Genomic DNA, 3,183 nt, shown 5'->3' on the forward strand with positions numbered 1-3,183 from the left:
GTCTGGGGCACCTACGAGCACCGCCTGACCCGCACGCAAGCCGGCTGGAAAGTGGATGGCTTCACGTTCCGCATGACGCATGAGCGCGGCAACGCGTGGGTCAAGACCACTCCCGGCCGCTGAATGGCGGCATCAATCCCTATCAGAATCGGAACTACATCATGACGATGAATTACTACACCCTCGGCAACAGCGGCCTTCGGGTAAGCCGCATCGCGCTCGGCACGATGACCTTCGGCACGGAATGGGGCTGGGGAGCCGACCGGGAAACCGCCCGCTCGATGTTCGACGCCTATGTCGAGGCAGGCGGCAATTTCTTCGATACCGCCGACCTCTACACCAATGGCACGAGCGAGACCTGGCTCGGCGAATTCGTCGCCGAGCGCGGGCTGCGCGACAAGGCAGTGATCGCCACCAAGTTCACCATGAACACCGAGCCCGGCAATCCGAACAGCGGCGGCAATGGCCGCAAGAACATCATGCGCGCGGTGGAGGCCTCGCTCAGGCGGCTCGGCACGGACTATATCGACCTCTACCTGCTTCACGTCTGGGACAGGCTGACGCCGGCCGAAGAGGTCATGCGCACGCTGGACGACCTGGTGCGCGCGGGCAAGGTGCGCCATATCGGTCTGTCGGACGTGCCGGCCTGGTATGCCGGCCGCGCCCAGGCGATTGCCGAATTGCGCGGCTACGAGCCAGTTTCGGCCTTGCAGCTCGAATATTCGCTCGCCGAACGTTCGATCGAGCATGAGTTCGTCCCCTTCGGCACGCGTCACGGGGCGGGCATCATGGTCTGGAGCCCGCTGGCCAGCGGCTTGCTCAGCGGCAAGTATCGGCCGGCGCAGGCCGGAAATGCCGGCCGGCTCGATGGGTTCCGCAACACCACCCATCCGGGGTTCCAGAAATTCACCGAGCGCAACTGGAAGATCGTGGCGGAGCTCGAAAAGGTTGCCGCCGAACTCGGCCGCAGCATGCCCCAGGTCGCGCTCAACTGGGTGGCGACGCAGCCGGGCGTCGCCACGGTCATTCTCGGCGCGACCAAGCTTGCCCAACTACAGGACAATATCGGGGCGCTGGATTTTTCAATTCCAGCCGCGCTTCGCGAAAGACTGGAGGTAGTCAGCAGATCCCCGGCGCCATTCCCCCATTCCTATTTCGGCTTCGAGATCCAGGGCCGGGTCACCGGCGGCGCCACGACTGGCGACAAGCCGGCCGGCTATGCGCAGCCGGTGCTCATCGAGGGCGAAGCCGTCAGCGTTGCCAGCGACTGATTGGCGCAAGCCGGAGAGGCGGGCATTGCGCAGGGGCGCCGCGTGATATCGCGGCGCCCTTCGTGTATCGGAACTCGCATCGCGCCGGTGTTTTTGGGCGCGGCGCCTGCGCGAGGGCGGCCACCCCAGGCGCTTCACACGCACAATGACGAGGATCAGATGACGGCGAAGCCCCTCTACCGACGTGTCTTGCTGAAAGCGTCGGGCGAAGCGTTGATGGGGGAGCAGCATTTCGGCATCGATGTCTCGGTCGTTGACCGCATCGCGGCCGACATTGCCGAGGCCCGCGCGATGGGCATCGAGGTCGGCGTCGTCATCGGCGGCGGCAACATTTTCCGAGGCGTGGCGGTTGCGTCCAAGGGCGGCGACCGCGTCACCGGCGATCACATGGGCATGCTTGCCACCGTCATCAACTCGCTGGCGCTGCGCACCTCGCTGAACAAGATCGGCGTCGATGCCGTAGTGCTGTCGGCGATCGCCATGCCGGAGCTTTGCGAGAGCTTCTCCCAGCGCCAGGCCACCGCCTACATGAACCAGGGCAAGGTGGTCATCTTCGCCGGCGGTACCGGCAATCCGTTCTTCACCACCGATTCGGCAGCAGCGCTCCGCGCCGCCGAGATTGGCGCCGATGCGCTGTTCAAGGGCACCCAGGTCGACGGCGTCTATTCCGCCGATCCGAAGAAAGACCCGAACGCGACCCGCTTCGAACGCATAAGCCATGCGGAAGTGATCAAACGCGGGCTTTCGATCATGGATACGGCAGCGATTGCACTTGCGCGCGAAAACAACATTCCGATAATCGTCTATTCGATCCACGAAAAGGGTGGTTTTGGCGAGATTCTGAGGGGCGGCGGCCGGTGTACGGTCGTTGCGGACGATTGATCCGGAGCCGATGCCGATCCGGAAGCCCGCTATGAAGCGGCAGGCGGTATCGGAACAAGGCTCGAGCACGGGGCTGTTGCCCTGAAACAGTGAACCCGGCAAACGGGTCGAGGAGACAATGATGAGTGGTGAGTTCGACGACCTCAAGCGGCGCATGGACGGGGCGATCGCCGCGTTCCGGCATGACCTGGCTTCGCTGCGCACCGGCCGCGCGTCCAGCAACCTGCTCGACGCAATTCAGGTCCAGGCCTACGGCACGACGATGCCGATCAACCAGGTGGCGAACGTGTCCGTGCCGGAGCCGCGCATGCTTTCGGTGTCGGTCTGGGACAAGGCGATGGTCGGCGCCGTCGACCGCGCCATCCGCGAATCCAACCTCGGCTTCAACCCCATCGTCGACGGCACCAATCTGAGGATCCCGCTGCCCGAACTCAACGAGCAGCGCCGCAAGGAACTGGTCAAGATCTCGCACGGCTATGCCGAGAACGCCCGCGTCGCTGTCCGCCATGTCCGGCGCGACGGCATGGATTTCCTCAAGAAGGCCGAAAAGGACGGCCTCATCGGCGAGGACGATCACCGCAAGCGTTCGGATCAGGTGCAGAAACTGACCGACGAGATGATCAGCACCATCGACCATCTGCTTTCCGATAAGGAAGCTGAAATCATGCAGGTTTAGGGTTCGGCTCTCCACCGGCCCGAAAGCGAGACCATGGCAACGCCCGCGCATGTCGCGATCATCATGGATGGAAACGGACGCTGGGCCAAGGCGCGCGGCATGCCGCGGCTTGCCGGCCATCGCGCGGGCGTCGAGGCCTTGCGCAAGACAGTGCGCGCCGCGCCCGACCTCGGCGTCTCGTTCCTGACAGTATACGCCTTCTCGTCGGAAAACTGGTCGCGGCCGAAATCCGAGGTCAGCGACCTGATGGGCCTGTTGAAACTGTTTATCCGTCGCGACCTTGCCGAACTGCATCAGAACGGCGTGCGAGTGCGAATCGTCGGCGACAGGGCGGGGCTGCAGCCTGATATCAGG

At 64.1% G+C, this 3,183-nt stretch carries 4 protein-coding genes; all 4 read left to right on the top strand.

The window, feature by feature from the left end:
- The first annotated feature begins 161 nt into the window (after positions 1-161).
- Complete coding sequence (locus EOA33_RS29495; protein WP_126054463.1) at positions 162-1,271, top strand: aldo/keto reductase; 1,110 nt, start codon at positions 162-164, stop codon at positions 1,269-1,271.
- A 159-nt stretch (positions 1,272-1,430) separates the two neighbouring features.
- On the top strand, positions 1,431-2,153 hold the full coding sequence (pyrH, locus tag EOA33_RS29500) for a UMP kinase (RefSeq protein WP_126054464.1): 723 nt from the start codon (positions 1,431-1,433) through the stop codon (positions 2,151-2,153).
- A 121-nt stretch (positions 2,154-2,274) separates the two neighbouring features.
- On the top strand, positions 2,275-2,829 hold the full coding sequence (gene frr / locus EOA33_RS29505; protein WP_126054465.1) for a ribosome recycling factor: 555 nt from the start codon (positions 2,275-2,277) through the stop codon (positions 2,827-2,829).
- A 33-nt stretch (positions 2,830-2,862) separates the two neighbouring features.
- Positions 2,863-3,183, top strand: a 321-nt coding sequence (uppS, locus tag EOA33_RS29510; protein WP_127407243.1) for a polyprenyl diphosphate synthase, incomplete at its 3' end; no start/stop codon positions are given.

This window comes from Mesorhizobium sp. M4A.F.Ca.ET.050.02.1.1, assembly GCF_003997725.1.
Lineage (GTDB): Bacteria > Pseudomonadota > Alphaproteobacteria > Rhizobiales > Rhizobiaceae > Mesorhizobium.